13 protein-coding genes and 3 pseudogenes are annotated in these 16,861 nt (G+C 65.1%); 2 read left to right on the top strand and 14 right to left on the bottom strand.

Annotation, left to right across the window (positions count from 1 at the left end; translation table 11 throughout):
* The 14 genes and pseudogenes from JSE7799_RS05275 to mutM all read right to left on the bottom strand — a co-directional run.
* Nucleotides 1-304: pseudogene (locus JSE7799_RS05275) on the bottom strand (ATP-binding protein); the annotation flags it as partial.
* Nucleotides 305-1,262, bottom strand: a protein-coding gene (locus tag JSE7799_RS19560; RefSeq protein ID WP_222101706.1) for an IS630 family transposase whose coding sequence is annotated in 2 segments (ribosomal slippage) — nt 305-919 and nt 921-1,262 — 957 coding nt in all. Because the reading frame shifts where the segments join, the coding sequence is not laid out codon by codon here.
* 260 nt (nt 1,263-1,522) lie between these two features.
* Nucleotides 1,523-2,133 (bottom strand): annotated as a pseudogene (locus JSE7799_RS05260) (transposase); the annotation flags it as partial.
* A gap of 144 nt (nt 2,134-2,277) precedes the next feature.
* Nucleotides 2,278-3,044, bottom strand: a pseudogene (gene istB, locus JSE7799_RS05255) (IS21-like element helper ATPase IstB).
* A complete protein-coding gene (gene istA, locus JSE7799_RS05250; RefSeq protein WP_144431565.1) occupies nt 3,041-4,528 on the bottom strand; it encodes an IS21 family transposase in 1,488 nt (495 codons plus the stop codon). Before istA ends, istB begins: the two are co-directional and overlap by 4 nt.
* A 210-nt stretch (nt 4,529-4,738) precedes the next feature.
* On the bottom strand, nt 4,739-7,150 hold the full coding sequence (gyrB, locus tag JSE7799_RS05245; protein ID WP_055662685.1) for a DNA topoisomerase (ATP-hydrolyzing) subunit B: 2,412 nt from the start codon (nt 7,148-7,150) through the stop codon (nt 4,739-4,741).
* Between the two features lie 82 nt (nt 7,151-7,232).
* Complete coding sequence (locus tag JSE7799_RS05240; protein WP_055662684.1) at nt 7,233-7,655, bottom strand: VOC family protein; 423 nt, start codon at nt 7,653-7,655, stop codon at nt 7,233-7,235.
* Nucleotides 7,652-8,770: a DNA replication/repair protein RecF gene (recF, locus tag JSE7799_RS05235; RefSeq protein ID WP_055662683.1), complete on the bottom strand. Its 1,119-nt coding sequence runs from the start codon at nt 8,768-8,770 to the stop codon at nt 7,652-7,654. The genes JSE7799_RS05240 and recF overlap by 4 nt, the downstream gene beginning before the upstream one ends.
* Entirely contained in the window at nt 8,763-9,881 is a 1,119-nt protein-coding gene (gene dnaN, locus JSE7799_RS05230; RefSeq protein WP_055662682.1) for a DNA polymerase III subunit beta, read from the bottom strand. Before dnaN ends, recF begins: the two co-directional genes overlap by 8 nt.
* A 127-nt stretch (nt 9,882-10,008) precedes the next feature.
* Nucleotides 10,009-11,349: a chromosomal replication initiator protein DnaA gene (dnaA, locus tag JSE7799_RS05225; protein WP_055662681.1), complete on the bottom strand. Its 1,341-nt coding sequence runs from the start codon at nt 11,347-11,349 to the stop codon at nt 10,009-10,011.
* 33 nt (nt 11,350-11,382) lie between these two features.
* On the bottom strand, nt 11,383-11,841 hold the full coding sequence (locus tag JSE7799_RS05220) for a rhodanese-like domain-containing protein (protein ID WP_245624804.1): 459 nt from the start codon (nt 11,839-11,841) through the stop codon (nt 11,383-11,385).
* Between the two features lie 231 nt (nt 11,842-12,072).
* Nucleotides 12,073-12,339 (bottom strand): 30S ribosomal protein S20, encoded by a 267-nt coding sequence (gene rpsT, locus JSE7799_RS05215; protein ID WP_055662680.1) that lies wholly within the window; start codon nt 12,337-12,339, stop codon nt 12,073-12,075.
* A 189-nt stretch (nt 12,340-12,528) separates the two neighbouring features.
* Nucleotides 12,529-13,305, bottom strand: a complete 777-nt coding sequence (locus JSE7799_RS05210) for an enoyl-CoA hydratase-related protein (RefSeq protein ID WP_055662679.1) — start codon at nt 13,303-13,305, stop codon at nt 12,529-12,531.
* 89 nt (nt 13,306-13,394) lie between these two features.
* Nucleotides 13,395-14,246: a bifunctional DNA-formamidopyrimidine glycosylase/DNA-(apurinic or apyrimidinic site) lyase gene (mutM, locus tag JSE7799_RS05205; RefSeq protein ID WP_055662678.1), complete on the bottom strand. Its 852-nt coding sequence runs from the start codon at nt 14,244-14,246 to the stop codon at nt 13,395-13,397.
* A 68-nt stretch (nt 14,247-14,314) separates the two neighbouring features.
* On the opposite strand from mutM, the gene ubiE reads away from it, so the two are divergent.
* Together ubiE and ubiB are read left to right on the top strand one after the other, a co-directional pair.
* Entirely contained in the window at nt 14,315-15,067 is a 753-nt protein-coding gene (ubiE, locus tag JSE7799_RS05200; protein ID WP_055662677.1) for a bifunctional demethylmenaquinone methyltransferase/2-methoxy-6-polyprenyl-1,4-benzoquinol methylase UbiE, read from the top strand.
* Nucleotides 15,068-16,597, top strand: a complete 1,530-nt coding sequence (ubiB, locus tag JSE7799_RS05195; protein ID WP_055662676.1) for a 2-polyprenylphenol 6-hydroxylase — start codon at nt 15,068-15,070, stop codon at nt 16,595-16,597.
* Nucleotides 16,598-16,861: the final 264 nt, after the last annotated feature.

Genomic DNA, 16,861 nt, shown 5'->3' with positions numbered 1-16,861 from the left:
CGCCGTTCATCTCGAGGATGTTGACGTGGTGTGTCAGCCTGTCGAGCAGTGCGCCGGTCAGGCGTTCGGTGCCGAAGGTTTCGGTCCATTCGTCGAACGGCAGGTTGCTGGTGATCATCGTGGAGCCGCGCTCATAGCGCTGCGAGATCAGCTCGAACAAGAGCTCTGCGCCGGTCTTGCTCAGCGGCACGAAGCCCAGTTCGTTGATGATGAGCAGCTTGACGGCGGCCTGCTGCTTTTGCAGGCGGAGCAGACGGCGCTCGTCGCGCGCCTCCATCAGCTCGTTGACTAGAGCGTGTTGCGTCTAATCGGTTTCATATCCAGCGGCCTTGAAGAAGTTGTAGCATTCCGCCTCGGTGAAGAGATCGCAGACCTTCCCGACGGCTTGCCATAGAGCTTCATAGGTGCGGGCGGCGGCTCTCCGGATCAGGGCCTTGAGCTTCGCGAACGCCATCTCGATGGGGTTCAGATCCGGGCTGTAGGGAGGCAAGAACAAGAACCATGCACCGACGGCTTTCATGGTCGCCGCTGCTTTGGGGCTCTTGTGCGATGACAGGTTGTCGAGAATGATCACGTCGCCTGGTCGCAGTGTCGGGGCCAGTTGGGTCTCGACGTAGAGCTCGAACAGCTCGCGGTTCATGGCGCCGTCAATCACCCAGGGCGCATCCAGCCGGTCGTGGCGCAGGGCTGCGATGAAGGTCTGGGTGTTCCAGTGGCCGAAGGGTGCATGGTCGACAAGGCGTGCGCCTTTCGGGGACCATCCGGTGGTCTTGGCCATGTTCGTCTTCAGTGACGTCTCGTCGATGAAACCGATGCGCGTCAATGCGTTGCGCATGAACGGTTGGCGCCGTGTGATCCAGATATGGCGCGCCTGCCGGATCTCAGGCCGCTTTTTCTCGACGGCTTGCAGGTCTTTTTTTGTGTGTCAGCCCAAGACTGCGCAGAAACCTCCAGACCGAGACGCGGTGAATGGCGATCCCGTGGTGATCTGCCAGTTCCCCGACCAGGTCGTTCAGTGTCAGATCGGGCTTCGCGTCCATCCGCGCGGTAATCCAGTCCTGCACGCCAACCAGTTTGCCATGACCCCCACCATTGCCTTGGGCGCGCGGGGCCAACCCGCCCGTCTCGCGCTTCAGGATCACCATGTCGTTGACGAACTTCACCGAAACTCGGAACCGCGCGGCGGTTGCGCGGTGCGAGTTCCCTTCCTCCACAAACGCCACAACGCGCTCTCGGAGTGCCGTAGGATGTGGTCTGCCCATTCTCATCCCTCCCACCTGTCTGCAGGCAGGGAATCACAGATCAAGCCAACAGGGAATCCTGAATCGGGAAAGTCGCAACACGCTCTAGGCGATGTTCTTGGTGCTTACATCGAGCAAGGGCATCCCCTCGGTCGTTATTGCGCGGCTGCTGGGGTAAACCAGAAGGCCGCCTGTAAGATGGGGCACGTGTCCGTCGTCAGACAATTTGGGACGCTTGAGCGTTTTCCAGACTGGAGGCTCTGGCTCACCGCTGATTGATGTTATGCGTTTTCAGTTTCGTGGCGCAAGCGCCGGGTGAGCATGGTTTTTAGTTTGATCTCCTCTCGCTGTTCCAAGATTTGGTCACTCCGGACGTAGTAGACGTCGGCCGGCGTCAGGTTTCCGAGGCTCTCATGGTACCGGCGGGTGTTGTAGTGTTTGACGAATGCGCCGATCTGGCGTTCAAGATCCCCGGGCAGGAAGTAATGCTCGAGTAGCACGCGGTTCTTCATGGTCTGGTGCCACCGTTCGATCTTGCCCTGGGTCTGCGGGTGGTATGGCGCACTGCGGACGTGGTCCATGCCCTCGTCCTTGAGATAATCGGCCAAGTCCCCGGCGATGTAAGACGATCCGTTGTCGCTGAGCAGCCTTGGTTTGGCGACGGCGGTCGCGCAGTCACAGCCCGAAGCTTTCAAGGCCAGGTCGAGCGTGGCGGTCACGTCCTCGGCCTTCATCGTCGTGCAGAGCTTCCAGGCGATGATGTATCGGCTGTAATCGTCGAGAATGGTGCTGAGGTAAAACCAGCCCCCCCCAAGACCTTGAGATAGGTGAAGTCGGTCTGCCAGAGTTCGTCTGGCCGCGTTGTCCTGTCTGTGAACTCATTGGCCGCCTGTCAACGGCGGAGTAAAAACCGGCCACGCGGCGGCGCAAAACCAGGCCAGCGACAGGGCGCCAAGCGCCATGGCGCGCGCGCTTGCCGCATAGCTGGCGCGTGCCATGGCGCATTGGCCCGCAGGGCCAATCCTGTGGCGGGTGATCAGGTTCTGGCTTGGGCCTTTCGGGCGCGGCTTTGGCCGAGCCGATAGCTGTCGCCGTTCATCTCGAGGATGTTGACGTGGTGTGTCAGCCTGTCGAGCAGTGCGCCGGTCAGGCGTTCGGTGCCGAAGGTTTCGGTCCATTCGTCGAACGGCAGGTTGCTGGTGATCATCGTGGAGCCGCGCTCATAGCGCTGCGAGATCAGCTCGAACAAGAGCTCTGCGCCGGTCTTGCTCAGCGGCACGAAGCCCAGTTCGTCGATGATGAGCAGCTTGACGGCGGCCTGCTGCTTTTGCAGGCGGAGCAGACGGCGCTCGTCGCGCGCCTCCATCAGCTCGTTGACTAGGGTCGCGGCGGTGGTGAAGCTGACCGACAGCCCTTTCTGGCAGGCGGCCAACCCCAACCCGAGGGCAACATGGGTCTTGCCCGTGCCGCTCGGGCCGAGGGCGATGACGTTCTCGCGCCGATTTATCCACTCACACCGGGCAAGCTCCAGCACCTGCATCTTGTTGAGCTTCGGGATTGCCTTGAACTCGAAGCTGTCCAGGCTCTTGGTGGCCGGGAACTTCGCGGCCTTGATGCGGCGCTCGATCATTCGCCGCTCGCGGTCGATCAGTTCCAGCTCGACCAGACGCGCCAGGAACTGGACATGATCCAGCCCCTCGGCGGCGCACTGGCGGGCGAGCTTTTCATACTCCCGCGAGGCAAGGTAGGCAGCTTCAACGTCTTCAGATGCTCCGCGAGCAGGATCTTCGGGGTGTCGGTCATGCCGCATCCTCCGACAGCAGAGACATGTAGCTGGCCGCCGAGGTGGTCGCGACATCGGCACGCGGCAGGTAGGGGTAGACGTCGAGGTCGAGCTTCGGCGGCCGCCTCTCGACCTGACAGAGAACGAGGTGCTTGACCGCATCGAAGCCGACCGCGCCCAGTTGCAGGGCCTTCTTCACGGCGGCATGGAGATCGACGATGTCGAAGGTCTCCAGAAGGCGCAGAACCTGGACATACTCGCGGCGTCCCGCCTTGATCATCCGCGCTTCCATCAGGCGGCGCAGGGTCGCAAACTCCGGCGGCAAGTCCCATTCCGCCAGAGGTGCTGCCTGATCCAAAGCGTTGATCTTGCGCTCGATTAGCGGCAGGTAATGCATTGGATCAAAGACCATGTCCTCGCGACCGTAGCAGCGGGGATGGCGTGCGATGACTTCACCACCGCAGCCGATAACGACCTGATCGACATAGCCCCTGATCCAGACGTCGCGGTGGCCGTAAGCAACCGGCACGGAATAATCGTTGGTCTTGTAGCGCACCAGCGCTTGGGAGCTGACCCGTCCGGTGGTCTGATCGCAGGCGTCGAATGGCGCGGCCGGCAGGTCGGCCATCGCGGCCAGGTCCCGCGCGAGACGTTGACCGATCGTCTCGGACTGGCCCCGCAGGACATCTGCTTGGCGCCTGCGGCACTGCTCCTCCAGATGGGCGTTGAACGCGTCCCAGGTTGCGACCCGCGGGATCGGCACCATGAAGTTGCGGCGGGAATAGCCGACCAGCCCTTCCGCGTTGCCCTTGTCGTTGCCCTTTCCGGGCCGCCCGTAGCGGTCGCGGAACAGGTAATGCGACAGGAACCCGCTGAAGAGCGTGGCCCGCTGACGCGTCCCGTCCGGCAGGATCTTCGCAACCAGACAGCGGTCGTTGTCGTAGAGGACCGATGCGGGCACCTTGCCAAAGAACGCGAAGGCGTGGACGTGGCCATCAATCCAGGCTTCCGCTGTCGCCGCGGGATAAGCGCGCACAAAGCAGGCATCGCTGTGCGGCAGGTCCATGACGAAGAAATGCGCCTTCTGCTCGACGCCGTCGATGATGACCACCGCCTCGCCAAAGTCGGCCTGGGCATGACCGGGCGGATGCGCCAGCGGCACGAACATCTCTCGGCCGCGCCGCTCGCGCTCCCGCATGTAGTCCTTCACGATCGTATAGCCGCCGGTGAAACCATGCTCATCGCGGAGCCGTTCGAACAACCGCTTCGCCGTGTGCCGCTGCTTGCGATGGACCTCGCGATCGCCATCCAGCCAGCCGTCGATGATCCCGGTGAACCCGTCCAGCTTCGGCCGCTTCACGGGCGCCGTTCGCCGGTATCCTGGAGGAATCGAGAACGCCAACATCTTCTGAACGCTGTCGCGCGAAATCCCGAAGTGATGCGCCGCCGCCCGCTGGCTCATGCCCTCCGCACAGGCCAATCGCACCTTACGATACAAATCCACGGTGAAAATCCTCCCGCCCTCCCTGCCGCCAGAGAGGGTAAAGGTGGACGACTTTTACGCCGCCCGCAGCAGGCTCATCCCGCCGCTACCGTGGCAGACTTTTGCACCGCCGTTCTCAAAAGCCCTGCGGAGTCGTGTAGTGTGATGACTTTAGGCAAATCGCGCAAACTTATGGGTTTCGCGCACGATTACACGCGATCCTACACAGGTTCAGAAGTCGAGATTTTCGACGCTCAGGGCGTTCTCCTGAATGAACTCGCGGCGCGGCTCCACGACATCGCCCATGAGCTTGGTGAAAACGTCGTCGGCCTCGGCCACATCGTCCACCTTCACCTGCAGGAGGGTCCGCGCCTCCGGATCGAGCGTCGTCTCCCAGAGCTGGGCGGGGTTCATCTCCCCCAGACCCTTGTAGCGCTGAAGCGCGAGGCCTTTCTCCCCCTCGGTGAGAATCGCGTCCAGAAGATCGGTCGGTCCGTGAACGATGTTCTCCCGGTCCTTGCGGGTGAGTTTCGCCGGATCCTGATAGACGTTGCGCGTCTCGCCGGCGACCTGCGCCAACTTGCGCGCCTCGCCCGAACGCAGGACCGCACCGTCGAGGGTGCGTACTTCTTCCACACCGCGCAGAACGCGTGCAAGGCGGATGCCGTGATCCTGCGTGATCCGGCCTTGCCAGCCGCGCTCATATTCCGCCGCGACCTGGTCGAGACGGCCCGCGACCGCGTCGGCCACGCCCTGCAGGTCCGACAGGCCTTCCGCCTCGAACGCCCCGGCCAGCGCCGCCTGTTCGAGCACGTGGCGCGGGTAATGCGTGGGGAAGGCGTCGAGGATGCGCTTGAAGTGGCGCGCGGCCTGCACCACGCGGTCGAGATCGCGGCCCGCGATTTCCTCACCCGAGGGCAAGGCCAGGGTGGCGCCCTCGGTGCCTTGCGCGATCAGGTAATCTTCCAGCGCCGTCTGGTCCTTCAGGTAGACCTCCGACCGGCCGCGCCCCACCTTGTAGAGCGGCGGCTGCGCGATATAGAGATGCCCGCCCTCGATGATCTGCGGCATCTGGCGATAGAAGAACGTCAGCAGCAGCGTCCGGATATGCGCACCGTCCACATCCGCATCGGTCATGATGACGATCTTGTGGTAGCGCAGCTTGGACAGATTGAACTCGTCGCGCCCGATGCCGGTCCCCATCGCGGTGATGAGCGTGCCGATCTCCTGGCTCGACAGCATGCGATCGAAACGGGCGCGCTCCACGTTCAGGATCTTGCCGCGCAGGGGCAGAACAGCCTGGTTCTGACGCGCGCGGCCCTGCTTGGCCGAGCCGCCGGCGCTGTCGCCCTCCACGAGGAAGAGTTCCGCCTTGGACGCATCCTTCTCCTGACAATCGGCCAGCTTGCCGGGCAGAGAGGCGACGTCCATCGCCGTCTTGCGGCGCGTCATTTCCCGCGCCTTGCGGGCCGCCTCGCGGGCGAAGGCCGCTTCGATGATCTTGCCGACGATCTGCTTTGCCTTCTGCGGGTTCTCCTCGAACCACTCGCTGAGCTTCTCGTTGACAAGGTTCTCGACCGCCGGGCGCACCTCCGAGGAGACGAGCTTGTCCTTCGTCTGACTGGAGAATTTCGGATCGGGAACCTTCACCGAAAGAACGCAGGTCAGCCCCTCGCGCGCATCGTCGCCGGTAAAGCTGATCTTCTCCTTTCTGGCGATGCCCGAGGATTGCGCGTAGAGATTGATCGTCCGCGTCAGCGCCCCGCGCAGGCCCGCCAGATGGGAGCCGCCGTCGCGCTGCGGGATGTTGTTCGTGAACGGCAGCACCATTTCGTTGTAGCTGTCATTCCACCACATCGCGACCTCGACGCCGATACCGTCGCGCTCGCCCTCCATGTAGATCGGCTCGTCCATGACCGGGGTCTTGGAGCGATCGACGTAGCGCACGAACTCCCGCACGCCGCCTTCGTAGAACATCTCGACACGCAGCTTCTCGGCCGGACGCTCATCCTCCAGAACGATGCGGACGCCGCTATTGAGGAAGGCCAGTTCGCGCAGGCGCTTCTCAAGCGTGCCGAAGTTGTAGTCGAGGTTCGAAAACGTCTGCGTCGAGGCCATGAACCGGACCTCGGTCCCGGTCTCATCGGTATCGCCGACCACCTCCAGATGCTGCACCGTGTCGCCATGCTCGAACCGTGCGACATGCTCCTTGCCGTCGCGCCAGATGCGCAGTTCCAGCCAGTCCGACAACGCGTTGACGACCGAAACGCCCACGCCGTGCAGGCCTCCGGACACCTTGTAGCTGTTCTGGTCGAACTTCCCGCCGGCATGAAGCTGGGTCATGATGACCTCGGCCGCCGAGACGCCTTCCTCCTCGTGGATGCCCACCGGAATGCCGCGGCCGTTATCCTTCACCGAGACGCTGGAATCGGCGTGAATCCGCACGCTCACCTCGGTGGCATGACCCGCCAGCGCCTCGTCGATTCCGTTATCAACGACCTCGTAGACCATGTGGTGCAGACCGGACCCGTCATCGGTGTCGCCGATATACATGCCGGGCCGCTTGCGAACGGCCTCCAACCCTTTGAGAACCTTGATGGAATCCGCCCCGTATTCCTGGGGGATCTTCTGCTCTTCGGCCATGTCGCGTTTTTCCCGTTCAATCCCGCTAAATATATGGTCTCCGACCGGGATTGTCACGGAAATCGCACAAGATTTGGGGTCTTCAGGATGTCGCGAGGCGCCCCTCCGGATCAAGCTTCCAGAACGGGTTGAACGCGTATTCCCAGACATGGCCGTCCGGGTCGCTCCAGTAGCCGGAATGGCCGCCCCAATCCATCCGGCGCGGCGCCCGGATCTCCGTCGCCCCGGCTTGCAGGGCGCGCGCGAAGGCGGTATCGACGGCCGCCTCGGAGGGCCAGTTGACGGCCAGCGTCACCGCGCCCCGGCCGAGATCCTCGGGCGGACGGCCCATTTCGGCCGCGAGGTCGTCGTGTCCGAACAATCCGAACTTGAATGATCCGCAGTCGAAGAAGGCGACCGTCGGCGGGCTGTCCTCCGCCTTCCAGCCGAGGCATTCGTAAAAGGCGCGCGCCGCCGCGACATCCCGGACCCCGAGCGTGACAAGATTGATGCGGTTCGGTGTCATGGTGCGACCTCCTCCGTATGGCTCTCGCCGTCATTTTCCGTGACGCACAGGTGCAGGGCATTCGCCCCCAGCTCTGCGAACAAATCCGGCTCAGTTCCCGTCAGAAACGCCTGTGCGCCGAGCATCCGCAACTCCGAATAGAGCGCGGCGCGGCGATCGGCGTCCAGGTGCGCGGCCACCTCGTCGAGAAGCAGGACCGGCGCGGACTCCGTCTCGGCGCGCAGCGCACGGGCATTGGCGAGGATGAGCGAGATCAGCAGCGCCTTCTGTTCCCCGGTGGAGCAGAGCCGCGCCTCGATCCCCTTTGCCGCGTAAGTGCCGGCGAGGTCGGCGCGATGCGGTCCGACCAAGGTGCGCCCGGCCGCCATGTCGCGTCCGCGTGAGCCGGCAAGCGCATCGCGCAGAGCGGCCTCGTCCAGCGCGGCGCCCGTCACCCCGTCCTCCTCCGGGCGGGTGAGGGCGAGCGCGGCGGTCGGAAACGGCCCGCCCTCCTCCTGCGCGGCTTCGAGCCGGGTCAGCGCGTCGCGCCGCCGGGCATCGATCGCCGCGCCGTGGGTGGCCATCTGCACCTCCAGCGCCTCGTACCAATGCGGATCGCGCACCCCGTCCTTCAGAAGCCGGTTGCGGTCCCGCATCGCCTTCTCGTAGGCCAGCACCCCCTCCGCATGATCGGGCAGGAAGCTCAGCGTCACCCGGTCGAGAAACCGCCGCCGGCCTTCCGCACCCTCCAGCCAGAGCCGGTCCATCGATGGCACCAGCCATAACACGCGCAGCAGGCGGGCCAGCGCCACCTGCGGGGCGGCTTTCCCGTCGATCCGTGTGGTGCGGGGCTGGCCCGGCTCGGCGCGCAACTCGATCTCGTGGTCCCGGATCGCGGCCGCAATCCGCCAGCCGATCGCCTCCGGGCGGCGGATGATCTCCTCGGCGGCGGCGCGCCGCATGCCCCGGCCGGGCGACAGGAGCGAGACCGCTTCGAGAAGGTTCGTCTTGCCCGCCCCGTTCGGGCCGTGAATCGCCACAGGCCGGCCGTCGAAGGTCAGCCGCGTGCGGCGGTGGGAGCGGAAATGCGAGAGCGCGAGCGCGCCGACCCGGTCGGCGCCGCCCCCCTCAGACACGCATCGGCATGACGACGTAGATGGCGCTCTGGTCGTCGCCCTCGCGCATCAGCGTCGGGTCGCCCGCATCGTTGAACAGGAACACGGCATTCTCGCGGTCGACCTGCGCGGCGATCTCCTGCAGGTACTTGGCGTTGAAGCCGATCTCGAGCTTCTCGTCGCTATAGGCGACGGCCAGCTCCTCCTCCGCCGCGCCCGAATCCGGCGCATTGACCGACAGCGTCAGCCGGTCCTCGTCGAGGCTCAGCTTCACGGCCCGCGACCGCTCCGAGGACACCGTCGCGACCCGGTCCACCGCCTTGGCGAAATCGGCGGCATCCACCTTCATCTCGCGCGTGTTGCCCGAGGGGATGACGCGGGCGTAATCGGGGAAGGTTCCGTCGATGACCTTGGAGGTCAGCGTGATGGCGGGCGTGGCGAACCGGATCTTCGTCTCGCTGACCGAGACGGCGATCTCGGCGTCGTCGTCGGACAGAAGCTTGCGGACCTGATCGACCGTCTTGCGCGGCACGATCACCCCGGGCATCCCCTCGGCGTCCTTGGGCAGGGGCGCATCCACGCGGGCGAGCCTGTGCCCGTCCGTCGCCACCGCGCGCAGCATCTGGCCGTCACCGGTTTCTGCCACATGCATGTACACGCCGTTGAGGTAGTAGCGCGTCTCCTCCGTCGAGATGGCGAAGCGCGTCTTGTCGAAGAGCCTGCGCAGCACCGAGCCCTTGCACGAGAAGTTCGCCGCGTAATCCGACGAGGCCATGACGGGGAAATCCTGCTCGTCCAGCGTCGCCAGCGAGAAGTGCGACCGACCCGCCGTGACCTCCAGACGGCCCTGCGCCTGATCCTCGCGCAGCTGTACCAGTGCGCCATCGGGAAGCTTTCGCACGATCTCGTGGAACAGGACCGCGGAAACCGTCGTGCCGCCCGCCTGCTCGACCTGCGCCACGGCCGTGTCGATCACCTCGATATCGAGGTCGGTGGCCTTGAAGCTGACGCCGTCGCCATCGGCCTTCATCAATACGTTGGCGAGGATCGGGATCGTGTTCCGACGTTCGACCACGGCCTGCGCCTGGCTTACGGCGTCAAGAAGCGCAGCGCGCTCGATGGAGAATTTCATCTTCTGGTCCTCGCCTGTCCGGGCGCGCAGAATAGCGGCGTCCGAACCGTGTGCAATGTCTGGTTGTCGCCACGCCCTGTCCGCGTTCGCCGGAACCGGTCTCCCGGCTCGAAATCCGGCCCGTCACTTACCCTTCGAGCTTGCGCTGCAGCAATTGCGCATCCTCGGCGATCTGCGGCTCGCTAGCCATCAGCTCCTCGATCTTGCGCACGGCATAGAGCACCGTCGTGTGATCGCGCCCGCCGAATTTCCGCCCGATCTCGGGATAGGAGCGGGGGGTCAGCTTCTTGGCCAGGAACATCGCCATCTGCCGCGGCCGCGCCACGGTCCGCGACCGGCGGGCGGAGGTCATGTCCGACATCCGCAGCGCATAATGCTCGCAGGTCACCTTCATGATCTGCTCGATGGTCAGCTTGCGCTCCGAAGCACGCAGCAGGTCGCTCAGGACATCCTGCGCCTGCTCCAGCGTGACTTCCTGCTTGACGAGGTCGGCATAGGCAAAGAGCCGCATGACCGCGCCCTCAAGCACCCGGATCGACGCGGTGATCCGGCTGGCGAGGAATTCGAGCACACCGTCGGCGATCTCGAATTCCGGATTCTGTGCGGCAAAGCCGTCGACGCGCTGCTGCAGCACCCCGAGACGCAGTTCGTAATCTGCGGGGTGCAGGTCGACGACCAGACCCTGCTGGAGCCGCGAGGTGATCCGCTCCTCCACGTCGGAGATTTCGGCCGGCGAGCGGTCGGCCGAGATGACGACCTGCTTGCCCTGATCGACCAGCGCGTTGAACGTGTGGAAGAACTCCTCCTGCGTGTTGTTCTTGCCGGAGATGAACTGCACGTCGTCCACCAGAAGCACGTCCACGGTGCGGAACAGCTCCTTGAAATCCATCGTCGCCTTCTCGCGCAGCGACTGCACGAAGCGGTACATGAACTGCTCGGCCGACAGGTACATGACCTTCTTCTCGGGCTGGGTCTCCTGCAATTCCCAGGCAATGGCCTGCATCAGGTGCGTCTTTCCAAGCCCCACACGGCTGTGGAGGAACAGGGGATTGAAGCTGACCGCCCCGCCGGAGGCCACACGACGGGCGGCGGCATGGGCCATCTCGTTGGACTTGCCGACGACGAAACTGTCGAAGTTGAACCGCTTGTCGAGCGTGTTCTCCTGGCGCAGGCGGGCGCGGGGGGCGGTCTCGTCGGGCGTGGCGCGCACCGCGGCCGGCATGGCGCGGGCGCCGGCGGCGCAGACGAGGCGCGCGGCCGACATACCCGTCGCGCCGACATGGCGCAGGATCGGCTCCTCGAAGTTCTGCATCACCCATTTGCCGATGAACTCCGTCGGCGAAGCGAGGCTCAGTGTCCCCTCATCGAGCGACCGGAACGAGAGCGGCTCGATCCAGGTGGTGTAATTGTGGGTGCCCACGTCCTTGCGAATGCCGCCCTTGGCGGTTTCCCATGCGTCCATACTCATGTCTTCGGCCCTACCCGATATTCTCGTTGCGTTTTAGGTCTGGCGCCAAGCCAGACCATGGGCCTTCCATCCGTTCAGGCCCCCCCGGTGACCGAGTGGGTCGAGATCGCCTTCGAACCCTTCCGCGACGTTGATGCATTCCGCAGACCGGCCCTCGGCAGAAAGGACGGTCGCGACGGCCTCGGCGGCCCGCATCGAACGTGCTCCGGAGCGGCAGATGAACAGAAGGCGGGAGGGAAGTTCCCCGATCTCGTCCATCAGCGCCCGGGCGAAGTCCGGGTCTGGGGTCATGTCGGGCCAGGTCTGCCATTCACGACGAACGACCTCCTTGCCCAGCGTGCTCACGTCCGGTCCGCCGACGAATCCCCATTCGGGCCGGGTCCGGACGTCGACCAGGACGGCAGACCTGTCGTCTGACAATATCTTCCACGCGTCCCGAGGTCCAACCTCGGAAATACGCGGCGCATCCGCCGTCATCATCGATGTCCCCATTTTTCGAAGCGATCTGACTCGCTCGTTGAGATGAGATAGCGGGGGGGCAGGGGGGTCTCAACGACTCTTCGATCTTGACTCGCGGGGGCGTGGCACAGAATCTTCACACACCCCATCAAGGCCCTGTTCCATATGAACAAAAAAGCCCGCCAATGGCGGGCTCTCGAATCTCTTGACCTGTGGCCGGGCGATCTTGCAGCCGCCCGGACAGGATGTGCGGGAATCGGCCGCTCAGGCGCCGATCGCCTTCACGCGGGCGGACAGGCGGGAGACCTTCCGCGAGGCGGTGTTCTTGTGGAAGACGCCTTTGGTGACGCCACGCATCAGCTCCGGCTGCGCGACCTTCAGCGCTTCGGCGGCCGCGGCCTGATCGCCCGAGGCGATGGCCTCCTCGACGCGGCGGAGATAGGTGCGGATGCGCGAGCGGCGCGCCTTGTTGACAGCAAACCGGCGCTCGTTCTGGCGGGCGCGCTTCTTGGCTTGGGGGGTATTGGCCATGGGATTTCCTCGTAGCGTATGCGAATGACGTCGCGCGCGGGAAACCGCAGGGCCAGGGCGGCAAAGGCCACCCGACTTCCGGCCAAAGCGGGCCTCACACGCATGATGGGCGGCCTCTAGACGAGGGGCCGGCGACGGTCAAGCCGGGCGGGCCGCGCCGCCGCTCTCCGTTAGGGTCGGATCGCAGGCCTAGCGGTCGCGGAACTGCGGCTCGCGCTTCTCCAGAAAGGCCTTCATCCCCTCCGCGCGGTCCTCGGTGTTGAACAGCGCGTGGAACATGCGCTTCTCGAACAGCAGGCCCTGGCTGAGCGACATCTCCTGGCTCTGGTTCACGGCCTCCTTGATCGCCGTCACGGTCACCATCGATTTCTCGGCGATCTTGCCGGCCGCCGCCAACGTCTCGTCCATCAGCTTCTTGCCAGGCACGACGCGGCTGACGAGGCCCGCGCGCTCGGCCTCTTCGGCGGACATGAAGCGGCCCGTCAGGTGCATGTCCATCGACTTGGCCTTGCCCACGGCGCGGGTCAGGCGCTGCGTGCCCCCGATGCCGGCGACGACGCCGAGATTGACCTCGGGCTGTCCGAACTTCGCGGTGTCGGCCGCGATGATGAAGTCGCACATCATCGCCAACTCGCATCCCCCGCCCAGCGCATAGCCCCCCACCGCGGCGATGATCGGCTTGCGAATGCGCAACATCACGTCGACTTCCGGACCGAAGAGATCGCCCATGAAGACGTCTGCGAAGGACTTCTCCGACATCTCCTTGATATCGGCACCGGCGGCGAAAGCCTTCTCCGAACCGGCAATCACGATGCAGCGGACCTTGTCGTTGTCCTGAGCGGCGCGCAGCGCACGTGCCAGCTCACCCAGAAGCTGCGTGCTCAGCGCGTTCATCGCGTCCGGCCGGTCCAGCCGGATCACGGCGATGTGGTTGCTCACTTCGCTGTTGAGTGTCTCGTAGCCCATAACTCACCTCGCAGGTCCAACCGGATGCCCACGCCTGACCGCAAAAAGCCGTCGTTTCAAGCCCGTCATGGCGTGGCGCAAAGCGGATTCTACCGTTGGCAGGCCGGACAATGAAAGGTCGAGCGCCCGGATTGCACGATACGCCGGATCGTGCCGCCGCAGCCATCGGTCGGACAGGGACGCCCCTCGCGGTCGTAGACGCGGAAACCATGCTGAAAATAACCCAGCGTTCCATCCGCCTGCCGGTGGTCGCGCAGGCTCGAGCCCCCCGCCGCGATCGCCTCCCCGAGGACGTCGCGGATCACCGGGACCAGGCCCGCGACCCGGTGCGCCGCGATCCGTCCCGCCTTGCGCGTGGGGGCGATTCCGGCCCGGTGCAGCGCCTCGCAGACATAGATGTTACCCAGCCCCGCCACGATCCGCTGATCGAGAAGCGCCGATTTGACCGGCGTGTTGCGACCCCGGAAGGCGGCGACCAGATGATCGCCGTGAAACCCGTTGCCCAGAGGCTCCGGCCCCAGCTTGGCGATCAGCCAGTGATTCTCCAGATCGTCGGTGGGCCAGAGGTCCATCGCGCCGAACCGGCGGGCATCGTTGAACGTGACGCGATGATGCGCCGTCCGAAGCACGACGTGATCATGCGCCGACAACCAGCCCGCCTCGCGGTGAAACGCGCCCGGCTGCGCGACATCGTCCACCACCATGCGGCCCGACATGCCCAGATGCACGATCAGCGTCTCGCCCGTATCCAGATGCGCCAGCAGGTATTTCGACCGCCGCCCCAATGCGCGGATCGTCGCACCTGTGAGCCGCGCGGCCATGTCCGGCGGGAACGGCCAGCGCAGATCGGGGCGGCGTATGTCCACATGCGTGAGCCTTGCGCCCTCGAGCGCGGGCGCAAGGCCGCGGCGGACGGTCTCGACTTCGGGAAGCTCTGGCATGCGGCCCTTCGTTGCAGGCGGGCGCGCGGGCCCTATAAGTCACCCCGACAGATGAGGATCCCACCGTCATGACGCAAGAGAGCGGACGCACCACGCATTTCGGCTACGAAACCGTGCCGGAGGAAGAGAAGGCAGGCCGTGTCCACGGCGTCTTCTCCAGCGTTGCATCGAAATACGACGTGATGAACGACGCGATGTCGCTGGGCATCCACCGGCTGTGGAAGGACGCGATGCTCGACTGGCTCGCGCCCCGCGCCGGTCAGCGGCTTCTGGACGTGGCGGGCGGAACCGGCGACGTGGCCTTCCGTTTTCTCGAACGCGCGCCCGACGCGCATGCGACCGTTCTCGACATGACCGAGCCGATGCTCGTCGCCGGGCGGCGCCGGGCCGAAGCGCAAAATCTGGTCGACCGTCTCGACTGGGTTGTGGGCGACGCGATGGCGCTGCCGTTCGAGGATAACAGCTTCGACGCCTACACGATCAGCTTCGGCATTCGGAACGTGACCCGGATCCCCGATGCCCTGCGCGAGGCGCATCGCGTGCTGCGCCCCGGCGGACGGCTGATGGTGCTGGAATTCTCGCAGATCCCGAACCCGCTGATGCAGCGCGTCTATGACCTGTATTCCTTCAACATCATTCCCCGGATGGGTCAGGCGATCGCGGGGGACCGCGACTCGTATCAGTACCTCGTGGAGTCGATCCGGAACTTCCCCGATCAGGACCGGTTCGCGGGGATGATCGTCGATGCGGGCTTCGGCAACGTGCGCTACCGCAACCTTTCCTTCGGCATCGCCGCGCTGCATTCTGGCTGGAAGATCTAGGTGCGCGGTCCGCACAATCTCCTGCGCCTGATCCGCACCGCCGCCACGTTCGAGCGGACGGGCGCGATGGATGTCGTGCTCGACCAGATGCGCGCGCCCGGCGGATTGCGCGTCGCGGCGCGTCTGCTCGGGGCTCCGTTCCGCTGGCTGGGCTATCGGGGCGATCCGGATTTGCCGCCGGTGACGCGCGCGATCACGGCGCTGGGGCCGTCCTACATCAAGCTGGGCCAAATCCTGTCGACGCGGCCCGACTTCGTGGGGGACGATCTGGCGCTGCAGCTGCGTGTGCTCCAAGACAAGCTGCCGCCGTTTCCGACTGCGCAAGCGCGCGCGATGGTCGAGGCCGATCTCGAGATGCCGATCGAAGCCATGTTCTCGGAATTTTCCGAACCCATCGCTGCCGCCTCCATCGCGCAGGTTCACCAGGCGCGGCTCGTGGGTGACGGGCGGAAGGTGGCGGTGAAGGTGCTACGGCCCGGCATCGCGCGAGCCTTCCGGCGCGACATCGACGCGTTCTATTTCGCCGCCCGCCTGATCGAGCTGTTGTCATCCTCCGCCCGCCGGTTGCGGCCGATGGATGTGATCGAGCATTTCGACATGACCGTCCGGCAGGAGTTGGACCTTCGCTCCGAAGCGGCGGCGGCGGGCGAATTCGCGGCCAACACGGCGCGCGACGAGGGCTTCCGCGTACCGCGCGTGGATTGGGCGCTGTCGGGGCGCGCGGTGATGACGCTCGATTGGGAAGAGGGCGTGCAGATGGCCGATCTCGCCGCCATCGACGCCGCTGGCCACGACCGGGCCAAGCTGGCCGAGCGGGTAATCGCCATGTTCCTGCGCCACGCTTTGCGCGACGGCTATTTTCACGCCGACATGCACCAGGGCAACCTGAAGGTCGCGCCGAACGGGGACATCGTCGCCCTCGATTTCGGGATCATGGGACGGCTCGATGAATATACCCGCCGGGTCTATGCCGAGATTCTCATGGGCTTCATCCGCAAGGATTACCGCCGCGTCGCCGAGGTTCATTTCGAGGCGGGCTACGTGCCGCGCGACCGCGACATCGATCTCTTCGCGCAGGCCCTGCGCTCCGTGGGCGAGCCGATCTTCGGGATGGACGCCTCCCGCATCTCGATGGGGAGATTGCTCGCCTATCTCTTCGAGGTGACGGAGCGGTTCGGAATGGAGACGCGGACGGAACTGATCCTGCTGCAACGGACGATGGTGGTCGTCGAGGGCGTCGCCCGCACGTTGAATCCGCACATGAACCTCTGGACCGCCGCCCGGCCGGAGGTGGAACGCTACATCCGCAACAATCTCGGCCCTCGCGCCTTCGCCCGCGATCTCGCCCGCACGGCACGCGTACTTGCGCGCTTCGGTCCGCACCTGCCCGAGGCCGTCGAGGATGCCCTGCGCCGGCCCGACCGGAACGTGCGCATCCGCGTGTCGCGCGACAGGAAGAGCAATATCATCTGGTTCGTCGCGGGGCTGATTTCCGCCGCCGCCGTTGCGGTCATTGCATCCGCTGTCTGACAGGCGCTGCCCCCGCAGCCTGTTGCAGATGGACATGACCGGGCCGTTCACCGCATTTGGTGCGACGATGTCTTTCCGGCGCCTCCTGCCCGGTGGAATCCGGCAGCACGAGGTCCGGTCCGAAACAGCGAATCGACGGGCCGATATCACAGCGTATCGGTTTCCACCGCGCGTTTTCCTTCCAACCTGGCCCAGCGGGCGTTGCAACGGCGACGCGGTTCGCCTTCACCGTTCAATGCCGCCCGCGAGCAGGGCCCACCGCGC

The sequence above is a fragment of the Jannaschia seosinensis genome (assembly GCF_001408515.1).
Lineage (GTDB): Bacteria > Pseudomonadota > Alphaproteobacteria > Rhodobacterales > Rhodobacteraceae > Jannaschia > Jannaschia seosinensis.
This window is presented reverse-complemented; position numbering and strand designations above follow the sequence as displayed.